Origin of the sequence: Gulbenkiania mobilis, from assembly GCA_004346645.1 — a bacterium.
GTDB classification, from domain to species: domain Bacteria; phylum Pseudomonadota; class Gammaproteobacteria; order Burkholderiales; family Chromobacteriaceae; genus Gulbenkiania; species Gulbenkiania mobilis.
Genome location: SMDA01000005.1, coordinates 240,049 through 253,618, shown reverse-complemented (window position 1 = coordinate 253,618; position 13,570 = coordinate 240,049). Strand labels below are relative to the sequence as shown.

The window sequence follows — 13,570 nt, the reverse complement described above, 5'->3', positions numbered from 1 at the left end:
AAGTGCTGGTGTCGGACCGCACGGTCACCGGGCGCCTGAAATCGCCGGACAGCCGGGGCAATACCACCCTCGTGGCCTCCCGAGTCGAACACCAACTGGCCTAGCGGCTGTCCAAGTACGACGTGCCCTATGCGCGGGTGGTGGAAAGCCCCTGGCTGCGTGATGTGCTCTCCTGGATTCGGCCGGCGGTGGCCTTCTTCGGCGTCTGGTTCTTCCTGTTCCGCCGCTTCGCCGAGAAGCAGGGCATGGGTGGCTTCCTGAGCATCGGCAAGAGCCGCGCCAAGGTATTCATGGAGAAGAACACTGGCGTGACCTTTGCCGATGTCGCTGGCGTCGATGAAGCCAAGGCGGAGTTGGTTGAGATCGTCGATTTCCTCAAGAATCCGCAGGAGTATGGACGGCTCGGGGCGCGCATTCCCAAGGGCGTGTTGCTGGTCGGCCCACCGGGCACCGGCAAGACATTGCTGGCCAAGGCTGTTGCCGGCGAGGCGGCGGTGCCCTTCTTCTCCATCTCCGGATCAGAGTTTGTCGAGATGTTCGTCGGCGTGGGTGCGGCCCGTGTGCGCGACCTGTTCGAACAGGCGCGTGCGCAGGCACCGGCGATCATCTTCATCGATGAGCTCGATGCGCTGGGCCGCGCGCGCGGCGTCGGCGGCCCCATCGGCGGCCACGACGAGCGCGAGCAGACCCTCAACCAGCTGCTCACGGAGATGGACGGCTTCGACAGCTCGGTCGGGCTGATCATCCTCGCCGCCACCAACCGCCCCGAAATCCTCGACCAGGCGCTGCTGCGCGCCGGTCGCTTCGACCGTCAGGTGCTGGTGGACCGGCCCGACAAGAAGGGACGGCTGGACATCCTGAAGGTTCATATCAAGAAGGTGACGCTGGCCCAGGATGTAGACCTCGAACAGGTAGCCGCACTGACCACGGGCTTTTCCGGCGCGGACCTCGCGAATCTGGTCAACGAGGCGGCGCTGGCGGCGACGAGACGCCGTGCATCCGCCGTGGAATTGCAGGACTTCACCGCGGCCATCGAGCGCATCGTGGCGGGTCTGGAAAAGAAGAGCCGCGTGCTCAATCCCAAGGAGCGGGAAACCGTGGCCCATCACGAGATGGGCCATGCGCTGGTGGCGCTGGCGCTGCCCGGCACCGACCCCGTACACAAGATCTCGATCATCCCGCGCGGCATCGGCGCGCTGGGCTACACCTTGCAGCGCCCCACCGAAGACCGCTTCCTGATGACGCGCGCCGACCTGGAACACAAGATTGCCGTGCTGCTGGGCGGGCGAGCTGCCGAAAAGCTGGTGTTCGGCGAGTTGTCTACCGGGGCGGCGGACGATCTGGCGCGGGCCACCGACATCGCCCGCGACATGATTACACGCTTCGGCATGGATGAGGACTTGGGGTACGTTGCTTTTGAGGCACAGAGGCCGCGTTTTCTTGATGCGCCTGAACTGGTACAGGGTGGCTGCCGGGTAGCCGAATCGACTCAGACACGCATCGACCAAGCCATCCGTGACATCGTGATGAGTGTGTTTGATCGTGCATACCGAATTCTCGACATCAACCGAGAAGTGCTGGAGCGCTGTGCACGCGAGCTGCTGGCGCGGGAAACGCTCGACGAGAACGACATCCTTCAATTGACGCAAGGACTTGTTCTTGATGGAAACAAAAGCAGTAGGCGCCATTCAGAGTAAGCCGACGGCTCTGTTCGGTGTGTCATCCAATTCGTCGGCATCGTTCAAGGAGAACCGATATGTCTGCATTGACTCCGTGGGACCCCTTCCGGGAACTGGATGAATTGCAAAACCGCCTGGCGACGATGTTCGGACGGACACCCCAGCGACAGGGCGCCCGTACCGGCAACGAAGCCATGACCACGGCGGACTGGGCACCAATGGTGGACATCAGCGAGGATGAGAACGCATTCCTCCTCAAGCTGGATCTGCCGGAGGTCCCCAAGGATGCCGTGCGCGTTAGCGCGGAGAACGGGGTGCTCACCATCAGCGGCGAGCGCAAACTGGAAAAAGAGGAGCAAGGCAAGAAGTTCCACCGCATCGAACGTGCGTATGGCCGCTTTGTGCGCAGCTTTGTCTTACCTGACAACGTTGATCCGACCAAGGTGACGGCTTCGATGAAAGACGGCGTGCTGGAAGTGCGGCTTGTCAAGGCCGAGCAAGCCAAGCCGAAGCAGATTGAAATTTCAGTCAATTAACTTCAATAGGAGTCCATCATCATGAATGACAAACAGCCCAATAACATCCGTTCCGCACTTGCCCTGGCGGTCTGCATCGGACTGAGTGGACCGGTTTTGGCCCAATCGGCGGCAAGTCCAAGCGCTGCAGCGCCCTCTGTCGCACCCAAGGCGGCGCAGCCACAAGTAGACGACAAGGCCGCCCGGGAAGCCGAAAAAAAGCGTGCCGAGCTCACTCAGGACGCCATCACGGCGCTCGCCAAGACCCAGGAGGCTTTGACCCTCCTTGATGCAAAGAAGACCAAGGAGGCGCTCGCTGCGCTGGAACTGGCCAGCGGAAAGCTGGAACTGGTATTGGCACGCGACGCCAAACTTGCTTTGGCGCCGGTCGATGTACGCGTCATCACCCACGATATCCACGCCAACGTGGAATCGGTAAAGAAAGCGGTCAAGTTGTCTCGGGAGTTGTTGGGTGATGGCGAGGTGCAAAAGGCCCGGCCCATCGTTGCCAATCTGGCCAGCGAAATCGTGATCGAAACCGACAACCTGCCCATGGCAACGTACCCGGCAGCGATCAAGTCGGCCGCACGGCTCATCGACAGCGGCAAGATCGACGAAGCCAAAGCAGAGCTCGCCCGAGCACTGAACACGCTGGTGATCACCCAAGTTGTACTCCCTCTGCCCGTGCTACGGGCCGAAGCCGCGATGGCAAAAGCTGAAAAGCTGGCCGAGACCGACAAGCGCGATGCCAAGCAGAACGAGGAGCTCAGCACCTTGCTGTCGTCCGTGCGCACGGAGATCGAGCTGGCGCAGATCCTGGGTTATAGCAAGAAGGCGGACTTCAAACCCATCTTCGATCAGGTGAAGTCCATTGAGCAAAAGTCGGCTGGTGGCAAAAGCGGCAAGGGATGGTTCGACGAGTTGAAGACGCGCATCCAAAAGCTGTTTTGAGGTGATGAAGGAGCCGACTGCTCCATCGGTCAGTCTCGCGATATTCGCAGTCAGCCCCAATAGATTCGCCTATTTTCACTATCTCATACGAGGCATATCACCATGAATGAGCAAACATCGAATCCCAACGCGATCAACGAAGGCACGAACGAACAGGCCGCGGTAAGCAACCTTCCTGTCAGTCCAGAGCCCAAGCCTGAAGTCGTTACGGAGGTGCAGCCTGAGGTTCAGAAGGAAACGGACTCGCAGGCGGCAGACAAACGTAAACAAGTCCTCGATGAGGCCGTCTCGGCCTTGGCGCTGACCAAATCAGCGCTGGCCGCACTTGACGGCAAGGACGCTGCACGCGCATTGGCAACGCTGGCCGAAGTGACGGGAAAGCTGGAGCTGATCGTTGCGCGCGAACCCACGCTCGCCCTGGCCCCCGTTGATGTGCGCACCATCGTGCACGACTTGTTCGCCAACACGGAAACCATTGAGGCGATGACCGACGAGGCGCTGGATGCCCTCAAACATGGCGAGGTGCAACAGGCTCGCCACGTGCTGGCTTTGCTGGCCAGTGAAATCGTGATCACGGTCACCAACATCCCTTTGGCGTCCTATCCCGCAGCCGTGAAGGCAGTCGTGCCGCTGATCGATCAGGGCAAGATCGAAGAAGCCAAAGCCGCGCTGCAGGCAGCGCTCAGCACGCTGGTCGAGACGCGCAGCGTGCATCCGCTGCCCGCCCTGCGCGCCAGGCTGCTCCTGAAGCGCGCCGAGACCTTGGTAGAAGATGGTCAGCGGAGCGAAGCGTCCAATGAGCGCCTGGAGACATTATTGAACGAAGCGCGGCAGCAGTTGGAAATGGCAGAACTGCTGGGCTATGGAAAGAAGAAGGACTTTGAGCCCCTGTATGCTGAACTCAAGAAAGTCAAGCAAAAGACGGCTGGGGGAGGCGGCGGAAAAGGCTGGCTCGATGAAGTCAAGGCAAAACTGTCCAAGTTGTTCTGAAACCGCTGGAGAGGGGGCGCATAGCGCCCCCTCTCTTGTCCCATGAGTGTTTGATTTTTTATTTTGTATAGATCTTTAGGAGATATTGCATGAACACAGACACCATCGCCAATTCCAATGCGGATGACCCCACCAAAGCACTGTGTTCGCTGAGCCAAAATTGGTGGCTTTTTGTGCTGCGCGGTGTCTTGGCATTGATTTTTGCAGCCCTCGCGTTCTGGATGCCACAATCGGCTCTGTTGGCCATGACCATCATGTTCGGCGCATTTTCCTTGGTCAATGGCGCGTTCAACTTGGTTGCAGCGGTGCGCCATATCCAGAAAAAAGAGCGCTGGGGCTGGCTGCTGTTCAGCGGCATTGTCGGCATACTTACGGGCGTCGTCGTCCTGGTTGCTCCTTGGGTCGCCACGATAGTCTTGGCTTCTTTTTTATGGGCTAGCGTGGGCTTCTGGGCGATTTTCACCGGTGTGCTGGAGATATCCGCCGCCGTTCGGCTGCGTCGGGAAATCAAGGGTGAAATCTGGCTTGCCCTCAGTGGACTGCTCTCGATTATCCTTGGTGCTATCGTCTTGTGGATATTTTTTACCCGTCCGGTCGAGTCATTCCTGGCCGCAGGCTGGCTGTTGGGCTTCTATGCGGCAGTCTATGGTGTCACGCTTTTGTTCTTGAGTTGGCGTCTTCGCAAAACGCGCCAGGGATAAGAGCGGGTCAAACTAAATTCTATGGATATGAGCATTTTCGGTTCGTGCCTCCATAGAAATGACATCGAAGGAGTCATACATGCAGATGCAATATAGCTATCGAGCTATCGACAAAGAGTTTCATGAACCTTGGCAGAGAGCTTTGGGAAATGTGATCGAGCACGCCCTCAAGCCATTGCTCGACAAACACACTAAAGATTCAGCGCGACTTCAAATCGTCCTTGATCGCGACAAGATCAAGCGGCAATTTCTGGCCAGTGGCTATATGCACCTGCCCGGCAAAAAGATTGTCAGCGTTACTGCATCACATGACGAGCTGACGCCCCTCGCGCAGATGCTCGCACAGTCGTTGTTCCGTCAGGCCAAGAAGCATTTTGACCGGCTGCATGCTCAGGATCAAATCAAGCGCAAAGCACGACGCGAGCGCTTGCGCGAGCTCAAGGTGCGGATTGCCGCAAAACCCGCGTCAGCCGCCCATGAGGCCAAAGTGACCCGAATGCCTCTACTGTCGAAACTTGAGGCTGTCGCAAGGCGTGAGCTGGCTTATCTGCGTGCCGTCGGCGATTTGCCGCGTGATTATCCGACGCTGCGCGACGTGGTGGATGAAGCGATTGTCCAAGCTGAGGTGGAATGGCAATCCGTGCCGGAAGAAAAAGCGGCTTACTTCGGTCTTCTGAAGCATCTGTTCGCCGTCCTGGATAACGAAGTGGCAAACAGCCGGCAATTTGGCGAATTCGTTTCTCTGGACGCGCAGGTCGAAGCGGATGCCCAGGACGTCGCCGAGGCCATGGTGGAAGAGGAAGTCTTCGAATTTTATCAGCCCGACGACACACTCAGGCTGGCCGATATCATCGCTGACAGTCAGCATCCCGATGCCGCAACGATCGCGGAACAGGAGGAGCTAGTTGATCGGTCGAGCGAGTTCGCTTTTGCATTCGACCTGCTGAAGGACATGCCGCGTTTGTGGCGGCGCATTTTTCTGCTTATCCGTGTGGACGGGCTGGATGCCAGCAGCGTCTCTGAAATCCTGCTGATTCCTAGTAAGGAAGATACTGTCCAAAGGTGGCTCATGCAGGCCGAAGCGTTCATCGCTGCTCATTTGGAAGAGGCCGGAGTAAGCAAAGACGGGAACGATTGGCTCCAAGGCGTTGATTGGTCGGCATTGTCTGTGACCCGAAGCGCGGCAGCCTCACTGTGGTCCAAGGAGGCGAACCATGAAGAATGATCTTCACCTCGTCTGTCCGCATTGCCAGTCCATCAACCGCGTACCGACTGCGAAGCTATCGGAACATCCCAACTGCGGCCGCTGCCAGCAGCCCTTGTTCACGGGCGAACCCATCGAGTTGACCACGGCGACGTTCTCGCGCCACGTGGAGCGTAGTGACCTGCCGCTGCTGGTGGACTTTTGGGCGCCGTGGTGCGGACCGTGCAAGATGATGGCGCCGCAGTTCGAGCAGGCAGCCTCCCTGCTTGAACCCAAGGTCAGGTTGGCCAAGGTGAATACCGAGGCCGAGCCTCACCTGGCCGCCCAGTTCGGTATTCGCAGCATTCCAACCCTGATTTTGTTCCGAGGGGGACATGAGGTTGCACGTCAGGCGGGCGCCATGGGCGCGCAGGACATGGTGCGCTGGGTGGCATCCCGCTTGTCGTGATAACCCGGCGCGAACCACCCTGCTTATCAGTTGTTCGATCCTTGAAGAAAGTGCGTAGACGCGATGCATAGCGACCCCAACCACACAATCTTTGACGAAATGCGTTCCCAGTTGCAGAAACTTTGGAACCTCTGTTTCACCCATAATGAGCGCCACCTTTGAACGAGACTCCTCAAATCTCAGCCCAACACTGTGGCCAGATTAACCAGAACGCCCATTTTGGCAGTTGGCATCTCGATCTTGGCTCGCAACTCTTCACCTGCTCCGATGAAGCCTGCCGCGTGCTCGGCCTGGATGTTGGTGCGCCAATAGCCTTCGAGCGATTCCTGCAGTGCATTCACCCTGAAGACCGCCCCCTCTTCGAGAGGGCATGGGATGCTGCCATGTGCGGAAAGTCCCTTGATCTGCGGTATCGCATCGTCAGCGGAGGGCAGGTTCGCTGGATACACCTGCGGGCAACATTCAAGGGCGACGCCTCTGGTCGGCCCATAGCGGCAGACGGGACGGTAGAGGACATCACCGATCTCAAGAGGGTCGAGCAGGCGCTGAACTCTATGCGCCGACAGCGAGAAGAGTTGGCCAGCCACGTTCCCGGTATGCTTTACCAATACCGTCTTCGTCCGGACGGCAGCTCGCACTTCCCTTATGCCAGCGCCAAGATGCGGGAAATATACGGGGTTGCACCGGAGGATGTTGTTGAAGATGCCACTCCTGCGTTCGCGGCGCTCCATCCTGAAGACCGTGACCGTGTGCATGAAACCATACAGGCGTCGGGGCAGTCACTCGCGCTTTGGCATGACGAGTACCGTGTGCAGTTTCCAGACGGTCGGGTGATCTGGGTCGAAGGCGAGGCGTCGCCTGAAGCCATGCCGGATGGGAGCATCCTCTGGCACGGCTATATCCATGATGTCACCTCACGCAGAAGATCCGCGGAAGAGCTTCGCCTTGCGGCTAAAGTTTTTGCGCACGCAGGAGAGGGCATCCTCGTTACGGACGCTCAGGCCCACATTGTCAACGTCAACCGGGCGTTTACCGTGATCACTGGTTATGCGCGGGAGGAAGTATTGGGCCAGACACCCCGCCTACTCCAGTCCGATCACTATGACGATGAGTTCTATCTGACCGTTTGGCAGGCTCTGCTTGAGCGCGACTACTGGCACGGAGAGCTCTGGTGCCGACGCAAGAACGGCAGCCAGTTTGCCGCGCTGCTGACGATCAGTGCAGTCCCGGATATGCAGGGCAATATCGAGCATTACGTAGCCATGTTCTCCGACATCACGGCGCTGAAGGAGAACCAGCGACAGCTTGAACGCGTTGCTCATTACGACCTGCTCACCGGCTTGCCCAATCGACTATTGCTTGGAGACCGCCTTAAGCAGGCCATTCGTCAGACACGTCGGCGTGGCATGCACCTGGCGGTTGTCTTCATCGATCTGGATGGATTCAAGAAGGTCAACGACCAGCACGGCCACGCAGTCGGCGACAAATTGCTGTCCGTCCTGTCCAGGCGTATGACGCAGGTGTTGCGCGAAGGCGATACCTTGGCCCGCCTTGGTGGTGATGAGTTTGTCGCTGTTCTGATCGACCTGCCGGATGTTTCCATCAGCGTACCGATTCTTGATCGCCTGATCGAGGTGGCTGCGCAGCCCGTACCGATTGGTGACGCACTGTGCGAAGTGAGCGCGAGTATCGGTGTGAGCTACTACCCGCAAGGCGAAGATATCGACGCCGACCAACTGCTGCGGCAGGCAGATCAGGCCATGTATTTCGCCAAGCAAGCCGGCAAGAATCGATATCACGTTTTCGATTCGGAGAAGGATCGTACGCTGCGCACCCGTCACGAAGGATTTGACAGCATAGAGAATGCACTTGCCAATGGGCAGTTTCTGCTTTACTTCCAACCCAAGGTCAACATGCGCACCGGCGAGGTGCTGGGCGCCGAAGCCTTGATCCGCTGGCAACATCCGGCGCGTGGCTTGTTATCTCCTGCCTCCTTCATACCCATCATTGAGAACCATCCGCTCGGGATTGACGTGGGGAAATGGACCATCGAGGCTGCGCTGACCCAGATCGAAGTTTGGCGCAAGGCAGGCCTCCATGTCCCGATCAGTGTGAATATCGGTGCGCGGCACTTGCTGCAACCGGACTTCATCATGCATCTACGGGGTATGTTGTCACGACATCCCGGCGCCCAGCCGCAAGACCTTGAACTGGAAATCCTCGAAACCAGCGCCGTGGAGGACTTCGTTCAAGTGTCTCAGTTGATGACGCTGTGCGAGCGGATGGGATTGCGTTTTGCCCTCGACGATTTCGGCAGTGGCTATTCATCGCTGACCTATCTGAAGCGCCTGCCCGCGCACCTGCTCAAGATCGACCAAGGTTTTATACGCGACATGCTCGAGGATCCGGACGATATCGCCATCCTGGATGCGCTACTGGCACTGGCAAGGTCGTTTGGCAGGAACTGCATCGCGGAGGGAGTCGAATCCATTCAGCATGGTGAAATGCTGCTGCGTCTGGGATGCGAGTGGGGCCAGGGTTATGCCATCGGGCATCCGATGCCGGCGCATGAATTCGAGCAATGGCTACACACCTGGCAGGTACCCTTATCCTGGAAGGGATTCAAACCTGACAGTCGCTCCGCGCTGCCCGTGCCGTTCACATACGCCGACCACCGGGTCTGGATTTCCCGGATGATCGACTATCTGTCAGGTAAGACCCAAGTGCCGCCTCAACCCGAAGCACTCCAATACTGGCGGGATCAAAGTGGCCGCCCTACGTTCTTCGGCAAGGATCCTGATGATCAGGTCGATGTCCTGCATCAGAGCATCCAGCAGTTAGCGCACACCCTGAGTGAAATGAAAAATGCCGGCCGTGTCGAGGCATTGAGGGCTGGCATCGACAAGTTGCAACATTTGCAGGCGGATCTGCTGGGATTGCTGCCGCCAGACCAGAAGCCGGATTGATGCCATGCATGGGACAAAGGGTTGACGTGCAAGAGGCTGATCCACCCATCGGCGGCGCCACGGGCGCGCAGGACATTATGCGCTGGGTGGCTTCGCAATTGCCTCGGCAATCCAGGTGTAATCGAGTCGTCTTCTCGGATTCCCCGTTCCATTAACGTTTCATTGAAAGAGAGAGCAACGCTTATGCATAAAGAATCTGGCCACACGGCCCTTGACGAGATGCGCTCCCAGTGGCGGTTGATGACGGTTTACGAGCGCTTCGAGCAAGTCGTGGCGCTGGTTCTGTCGGCGGTGATCGCCGTGATTATCGTGGTCTCGCTGATCCAGCTGATCTCCATCGTCTTCTCCCTGCTCATCGTCGAGGCGTTCAATCCGCTCGACCACAAGATGTTCCAGAGCGTGTTCGGCATGATCATGACGTTGTTGATTGCGATGGAGTTCAAGCACTCGATCGTGCGCGTGGCCTTGCGCCGCGACAGCATTATCCAGGTCAAGACGGTGATCCTGATCGCGCTCATCGCGCTCGCGCGCAAGTTCGTGATCCTCGATCCCGAAGCCAGCCCGGGCAAGGTTGCAGCGCTTGCAGGCGCTACGCTGGCCTTGGGCATTACCTATTGGTTGCTGCGCGAGCGTGACGATCAGATGACCGAGAAAGCCACGCATGACCCATCGTGACCCCGGCAGCAATCCATGCGATGCCTTTTCACGGCACCGTTGGCTAAATCGCTTGCAAACGGGGCTGCTGGGTTTGACCTTGTTAGGGATCGCCACCGCTGCCGGCAGCCTGCTGTTCGGCGAGAACGGATTCTGGCTGGCACTGACAGTATGCGCATTGACCTTTTTGATCGAGCCGTTAGCCGCCACGACGCTGACCTTGCGATTGTATGGCGCGCACGTGCTTCATCCGCACGAGGCTCCTGCGATCTGGTCGATGCTGCGAGATCTATCCACTCGCGCCGGTTTGTCAGCCACGCCAACACCTCACTATGTGCCCACCGCCGTCGTCAATGCCTTCGCTATCGGTTCGAAGCGCCATGCCGCCATCGCTCTCACAGATGGCTTGTTGCACAGCTTGAGCGAGCGCGAGCTGCGAGGTGTGCTCGCGCATGAGATCGCGCACATCGCTCAGGAAGATCTTCGTGTCATGGGGCTGGCCGATTCCATCAGCCGGCTCACGAATCTTCTGGCGCTACTGGGGCAGATATCGATCCTGTTCAGCTTACCGGCGCTGATGATCGGCGCGGTAGAGGTCAATTGGCTGGGGTTGCTGTTGCTGGCAGCCTCACCCCAACTCGCATTGCTCGCACAGCTCGGCTTGTCGCGCGTACGCGAGTTTGACGCCGACCGAATGGCTGCGGAGTTGACAGGCGATCCGCAGGGACTCGCTTCGGCGCTGGCGAAGATCGAGCGGGTGAGCCGTTCGTGGCGTGCTTGGCTGTTGCCCGGATGGGGCAACCCCGAACCTTCATGGTTGCGCACGCATCCGCCAACGGCGGAGCGTGTCGCGCGCCTGCTGGCGTTCGCGCCACAGCCTTCGTTGGCGCCACTGTTCCCCGCAGATCCATTCGCTCCGAAGCCCCTCGCCCCAATGCGCCCGCCACGTTGGCGGCCGGGCGGCCTTTGGCGCTGACCTACCCGACAGGAGACTCATCATGCCTTACCCAGACCCTCATCAGCGCAGCGTGCCGAATCAATTCGTTCGGCGCTGGCTCATCATGACCGCGTGTGTTGCCGCCCTCATGCTGTTGTGGCAGTTCCTGCCCGCAATCGAAGCTTGGTTCAGTCCGCGCGAGGCGGCAGAGCGCACCGTGACGGCGCGCGGCGACTTGGCGGCGGACGAAAAGGCCACCATCGAACTGTTCGAAAAATCGCGCGCCTCGGTGGTCTACATCACTACCGCACAATTGGTACGCGATGTCTGGACGCGCAACGTCTTCTCCGTGCCGCGCGGCACTGGTTCGGGCTTCATCTGGGACGACGCCGGCCATGTCGTGACCAATTTCCACGTCATCCAGGGCGCGTCGGAGGCCACCGTCAAACTCGCCGACGGACGCGACTACCAGGCCGCGCTGGTAGGGGCGAGCCCTGCGCACGACATCGCTGTGCTCAAGATCGGCGTCGGTTTCAAGCGCCCGCCGGCTGTGCCGGTCGGCACCAGTGCCGACCTCAAGGTGGGTCAGAAGGTGTTCGCTATCGGCAACCCCTTCGGCCTGGACTGGACGCTCACCACCGGCATCGTCTCCGCGCTCGACCGCTCGTTACCCGGAGAAGCGGGCGGCCCGGCCATCGATCACCTGATCCAGACCGACGCCGCCATCAACCCTGGCAACTCCGGTGGGCCGCTGCTCGATTCGGCCGGGCGGCTTATCGGCATCAACACGGCGATCTACAGCCCCTCCGGCGCCTCGGCCGGGATTGGTTTCGCCGTGCCGGTGGACACCGTCATGCGCGTAGTCCCGCAACTCATCAAGACCGGTAAGTACATCCGTCCGGCGCTGGGCATTGAGGTGGACGAACAGCTCAATCAGCGCCTGCTGGCGCTGACTGGAAGCAAGGGCGTGTTCGTGTTGCGTGTTACCCCTGGTTCGGCAGCGCACAAGGCCGGCCTCGCGGGTGTCGAAGTCACGCCGCAAGGCATCGTGCCGGGCGACCGCATCATCGATGTTGATGGCAAGGCGACGGACGATGTGGCCAAGCTGCTCGCGCGGCTAGACGACAGGAAGGTCGGCGATGTGGTGGTCTTGTCAGTGGAACGGGCCGGCAAATCGCGCGAGGTGCGTGTGGAGCTGCAACCGGGAATTTGATCGAGGCGACCCGGTCTATCAGGCGGCGCGGAGCAGGCAAGTCGCCTCGGCCTCTCGCCGCGTGACAAGCCCCGGCAGTACCTTGCCACCGCCATACACCCAGCGCCGCAGCTCTTGGCCCGCACTATGCCAGTCCCGCTGGTTTATCCGCCGCCGCAGCGTCGACGTTTGAAGTCGCCCCGCGCCGAGGTTGAAGGTGAAGTCGACGATGGCCGCGAGTCGCTTTTCTGGCTCGGTGGCCAGCACCGGGCAGTAGCGCAGCGTCGCGTTCAATGCCGTCATGAGGTCGGCAGCCAGGTAGCGCTCTGCGTCGGTCTCCGTGATCGGTGGGTGCTTCGGATCGCAGAGGTGGCCGTAGCCGATGGTCCAGTAGCCGGCTGGGCAGACGTAGGGATGCGCGCGGCCGGGATCGTTCTTCGGCACGCGGTGAAAGCCCTCGAAACGCTTGGCCAGATCGATGGCCGCCTGCGGAACCGCGATCACGACCGCACCCGGTCGAACACACGTCCGAGGAACCAGAAGTTCAGCACGCCGGCCCACAGGGCTTGGTCGGCATCGGTCCAAGCATGGACGATGGCGACGCCCCAGTCGGCACCGCCTTCGATGGCAGCCACGAAGGCGGCCGTCTTGGCGGCGCAGTACAGTGCCATGAACCAGTAAGTGATGACTGGACGGACGCTGCTCGACAGAGCGTCGGCCCAGCGGACGCCACTTTTTTCGCCCTGGGTGCGAACGGCTTCGCGCAGCGTTTCTATCGCCCCCACGTTCCACGCCGCATCGGCACCGGCGACGATTTCGTCCATGCGCTGAGCACCGCGTAGCTTCTCGAATTCGAGCGCCTTGTCCTGCATCGCCAGTTCGTGGCCACGCTCACCTTTGCGGTCGAGCCATTTCAGGAGTTCTGGCGCGAGACGGAAGGCCCCGCCGAGGAGACCACCGAGCAAGGTCTCGATCATTGCGGGCCCCCCATCAGTTTGAGCTTGATGGCGGCACCGACCAGCAGAGCGGCCAGGATGCCGGTGGTGATGACCTTGACGGTGGTCTGCCAGGCCGTGCGCCGGGCATCGCGCCAGGCTTCAAGCAGGTCGCGCAGTTCACGGATGTCGCGGGCGGCGTGGCCGTTTTCCAATCCAAGGTGGGTCAGGACACGCTCGGCTCCGCGTTCAGCAGCGCGGTCGAGCAGTTCGTCGAAGTCCTCGCGTCGCAAGAGAAGCATGTTCTCGACGAGTGCAGGCAGTTGTTGTTCGGGTTCGGTCATATCAGTCTCCAGAAATGCGAAACCCGCCCAGTGCATGAACATCTGGGCGGGTTT

The 13,570-nt window shown here is 59.9% G+C and carries 14 protein-coding genes; 11 read left to right on the top strand and 3 right to left on the bottom strand.

The annotated features are described in order from the left end of the window. The first annotated feature begins 122 nt into the window (after positions 1-122). The 11 genes from ftsH to EV669_RS09795 all read left to right on the top strand — a co-directional run bounded on the left by ftsH (position 123) and on the right by EV669_RS09795 (position 12,258). Positions 123-1,697 carry an ATP-dependent zinc metalloprotease FtsH gene (ftsH, locus tag EV669_RS09845; RefSeq protein WP_449727752.1) on the top strand — a complete coding sequence of 525 codons (1,575 nt, stop codon included), beginning with the start codon at positions 123-125 and terminating at the stop codon, positions 1,695-1,697. 59 nt (positions 1,698-1,756) lie between these two features. Beyond that, positions 1,757-2,215, top strand: coding sequence for a small heat shock protein sHSP20-GI (gene hsp20-GI / locus EV669_RS09840; protein ID WP_032174845.1), 459 nt, complete (start codon positions 1,757-1,759; stop codon positions 2,213-2,215). A 21-nt stretch (positions 2,216-2,236) separates the two neighbouring features. Continuing rightward, on the top strand, positions 2,237-3,145 hold the full coding sequence (gene yfdX1, locus EV669_RS09835; protein ID WP_012213871.1) for a heat resistance protein YfdX1: 909 nt from the start codon (positions 2,237-2,239) through the stop codon (positions 3,143-3,145). A gap of 102 nt (positions 3,146-3,247) precedes the next feature. Next, complete coding sequence (gene yfdX2, locus EV669_RS09830; protein WP_012213872.1) at positions 3,248-4,135, top strand: heat resistance protein YfdX2; 888 nt, start codon at positions 3,248-3,250, stop codon at positions 4,133-4,135. Positions 4,136-4,224: 89 nt separating this feature from the next. Next, positions 4,225-4,836 carry a heat resistance membrane protein HdeD-GI gene (hdeD-GI, locus tag EV669_RS09825; protein WP_012213873.1) on the top strand — a complete coding sequence of 204 codons (612 nt, stop codon included), beginning with the start codon at positions 4,225-4,227 and terminating at the stop codon, positions 4,834-4,836. Between the two features lie 79 nt (positions 4,837-4,915). Then, positions 4,916-6,061: a hypothetical protein gene (locus EV669_RS09820; protein ID WP_132098563.1), complete on the top strand. Its 1,146-nt coding sequence runs from the start codon at positions 4,916-4,918 to the stop codon at positions 6,059-6,061. Next, a complete protein-coding gene (gene trx-GI, locus EV669_RS09815) occupies positions 6,051-6,488 on the top strand; it encodes a heat resistance system thioredoxin Trx-GI (protein WP_132098562.1) in 438 nt (145 codons plus the stop codon). The genes EV669_RS09820 and trx-GI overlap by 11 nt, the downstream gene beginning before the upstream one ends. Positions 6,489-6,646: 158 nt before the next feature. Then, positions 6,647-9,454, top strand: coding sequence for a sensor domain-containing protein (locus EV669_RS09810; RefSeq protein ID WP_132098561.1), 2,808 nt, complete (start codon positions 6,647-6,649; stop codon positions 9,452-9,454). Between the two features lie 183 nt (positions 9,455-9,637). Next, entirely contained in the window at positions 9,638-10,129 is a 492-nt protein-coding gene (locus tag EV669_RS09805; protein WP_132098560.1) for a phosphate-starvation-inducible PsiE family protein, read from the top strand. After that, positions 10,116-11,084 (top strand): zinc metalloprotease HtpX, encoded by a 969-nt coding sequence (locus tag EV669_RS09800; protein WP_132098559.1) that lies wholly within the window; start codon positions 10,116-10,118, stop codon positions 11,082-11,084. The genes EV669_RS09805 and EV669_RS09800 overlap by 14 nt, the downstream gene beginning before the upstream one ends. Positions 11,085-11,106: 22 nt before the next feature. Beyond that, on the top strand, positions 11,107-12,258 hold the full coding sequence (locus EV669_RS09795; RefSeq protein WP_132098558.1) for a S1C family serine protease: 1,152 nt from the start codon (positions 11,107-11,109) through the stop codon (positions 12,256-12,258). Positions 12,259-12,276: 18 nt separating this feature from the next. Here the strand turns inward: EV669_RS09795 and EV669_RS09790 are convergent, their stop codons facing one another. From EV669_RS09790 to EV669_RS09780, 3 genes are read right to left on the bottom strand one after another with little or no spacing between them, the layout of a single operon-like run. Beyond that, entirely contained in the window at positions 12,277-12,741 is a 465-nt protein-coding gene (locus EV669_RS09790) for a lysozyme (protein ID WP_132098557.1), read from the bottom strand. Continuing rightward, positions 12,738-13,214 (bottom strand): hypothetical protein, encoded by a 477-nt coding sequence (locus EV669_RS09785; protein WP_132098556.1) that lies wholly within the window; start codon positions 13,212-13,214, stop codon positions 12,738-12,740. Before EV669_RS09785 ends, EV669_RS09790 begins: the two co-directional genes overlap by 4 nt. Beyond that, entirely contained in the window at positions 13,211-13,516 is a 306-nt protein-coding gene (locus EV669_RS09780; RefSeq protein WP_132098555.1) for a DUF6127 family protein, read from the bottom strand. Before EV669_RS09780 ends, EV669_RS09785 begins: the two co-directional genes overlap by 4 nt. Positions 13,517-13,570 lie beyond the last annotated feature (54 nt).

Excerpts from the sequence above, each read along its gene's own strand:
- hsp20-GI (WP_032174845.1), top strand. The coding sequence starts at position 1,757 with ATGTCTGCATTGACTCCGTGGGACCCCTTCCGGGAACTGGATGAATTG.
- yfdX1 (WP_012213871.1), top strand. The coding sequence starts at position 2,237 with ATGAATGACAAACAGCCCAATAACATCCGTTCCGCACTTGCCCTGGCG.
- yfdX2 (WP_012213872.1), top strand. The coding sequence starts at position 3,248 with ATGAATGAGCAAACATCGAATCCCAACGCGATCAACGAAGGCACGAAC.
- hdeD-GI (WP_012213873.1), top strand. The coding sequence starts at position 4,225 with ATGAACACAGACACCATCGCCAATTCCAATGCGGATGACCCCACCAAA.
- EV669_RS09820 (WP_132098563.1), top strand. The coding sequence starts at position 4,916 with ATGCAGATGCAATATAGCTATCGAGCTATCGACAAAGAGTTTCATGAA.
- trx-GI (WP_132098562.1), top strand. The coding sequence starts at position 6,051 with ATGAAGAATGATCTTCACCTCGTCTGTCCGCATTGCCAGTCCATCAAC.
- EV669_RS09805 (WP_132098560.1), top strand. The coding sequence starts at position 9,638 with ATGCATAAAGAATCTGGCCACACGGCCCTTGACGAGATGCGCTCCCAG.
- EV669_RS09800 (WP_132098559.1), top strand. The coding sequence starts at position 10,116 with ATGACCCATCGTGACCCCGGCAGCAATCCATGCGATGCCTTTTCACGG.
- EV669_RS09795 (WP_132098558.1), top strand. The coding sequence starts at position 11,107 with ATGCCTTACCCAGACCCTCATCAGCGCAGCGTGCCGAATCAATTCGTT.
- EV669_RS09785 (WP_132098556.1), bottom strand. The coding sequence starts at position 13,214 with ATGATCGAGACCTTGCTCGGTGGTCTCCTCGGCGGGGCCTTCCGTCTC.
- EV669_RS09780 (WP_132098555.1), bottom strand. The coding sequence starts at position 13,516 with ATGACCGAACCCGAACAACAACTGCCTGCACTCGTCGAGAACATGCTT.